Source organism: Candidatus Frankia nodulisporulans, from assembly GCF_902806475.1.
Taxonomy (GTDB): domain Bacteria; phylum Actinomycetota; class Actinomycetes; order Frankiales; family Frankiaceae; genus Frankia; species Frankia umida.
Window position 1 is genome coordinate 1 of record NZ_CADCWS010000483.1, and the last position, 1,353, is coordinate 1,353.

Consider the following 1,353-nt stretch of genomic DNA (forward strand, 5'->3'; position numbering starts at 1 on the left):
CACGGGCCGTCCGCGTCGAGATCAAGGAGCTGTCCCGATGAGTCCGCAGGGGGTGCCGTCCACGGTGCCGGACGACGGGCTGACCACCCGGGCGCGCCGCGGCCGGCCGCTGCTGATCGTGCACACCGGCGACGGCAAGGGAAAGTCGACCGCCGCGTTCGGTCTGGCGTTGCGCGGCTGGGCGCAGGGCTGGCCGATCGGCGTCTTCCAGTTCGTCAAGTCGGCGAAATGGCGCATCGGCGAGGAGAAGGCCCTCGAGACACTGGGGGAGTCCGGCGCCGGCGGCACCGTCACCTGGCATCGGATGGGCGCCGGATGGAGCTGGATCCAGAACCGCGTCGACCCCGCCGGTGACCCGGCCGCGGCCGCCGCCGAAGGCTGGGCGCAGATCCGCCGCGACCTGGCCGCGCAGACCTACCGGCTCTACGTCCTGGACGAGATGACCTACCCGCTGCGCTGGGGCTGGCTCGACCTCGACGAGGTCGTCGACACCCTGCGCACCCGCCCCGGTGCCCAACATGTCGTCATCACCGGCCGGGCCGCCCCGACCCCCCTGCTCGACGCCGCCGACCTCATCACCGAGATGACCAAGGTCCGCCATCCCATGGACGCCGGCCAGAAAGGCCAGAAAGGCATCGAATGGTGACCGGCCCGACGCGCCGCCTCGACCTGCCCCGGCTCGTGCTGGCCGCACCCACCTCCGGCGCCGGCAAGACCACCGTCGCCACCGGACTGATGGCCGCGCTGGTCGCCCGCGGCCTGCGGGTCAGCCCACACAAGGTCGGCCCCGACTACATCGACCCCAGCTACCACACGCTGGCCACCGGCCGACCCGGACGTAACCTCGACGCCGTCCTGTGCGGACCGCAGCGGCTCGCCCCGCTGTTCGCCCACGCCGCCGCCGGCACCGACATCGCCGTCGTCGAAGGCGTGATGGGCCTGTTCGACGGGGTCGCCACGCCCCGCGCCGGCGAGCAGGCCGACCACGCCTCCACCGCCCATGTCGCCCGGCTGCTCGACGCCCCCGTCGTCCTGGTCGTCGACGCCTCCGGGGCGTCCCGGTCGATCGCGGCGCTGGTCACCGGCTTCCGGATGTTCGACCCGCGGCTGCACCTGGCCGGTGTCATCCTCAACCGGGTCGGCTCCGCACGCCACCGCCGGCTGCTCACCGACGCGCTGGCCGACATCGGCATGCCCGTGTTCGGCGCGCTGCCCCGCGAGACCACCGTGCACACCCCGTCCCGGCATCTGGGACTGGTCCCCGCCGCCGAACGCCGCCCCGCCGCGGTCGCCGCCGTCGACCGCCTCGCTCACCTGGTCGCCACCACCTGCGACCTGGACGCCCTGCTGCGC

2 protein-coding genes are annotated in these 1,353 nt (G+C 74.0%); both read left to right on the top strand.

Going from position 1 to position 1,353, the window contains the following annotated elements; translation table 11 throughout:
* The first annotated feature begins 37 nt into the window (after positions 1–37).
* Positions 38–646, top strand: coding sequence for a cob(I)yrinic acid a,c-diamide adenosyltransferase (gene cobO, locus G6R24_RS20990; RefSeq protein ID WP_163550841.1), 609 nt, complete (start codon positions 38–40; stop codon positions 644–646).
* A partial coding sequence (locus G6R24_RS20995; RefSeq protein ID WP_163550842.1) for a cobyrinic acid a,c-diamide synthase CobB occupies positions 640–1,353 on the top strand: 714 nt, incomplete at its 3' end. The genes cobO and G6R24_RS20995, both read left to right, overlap by 7 nt.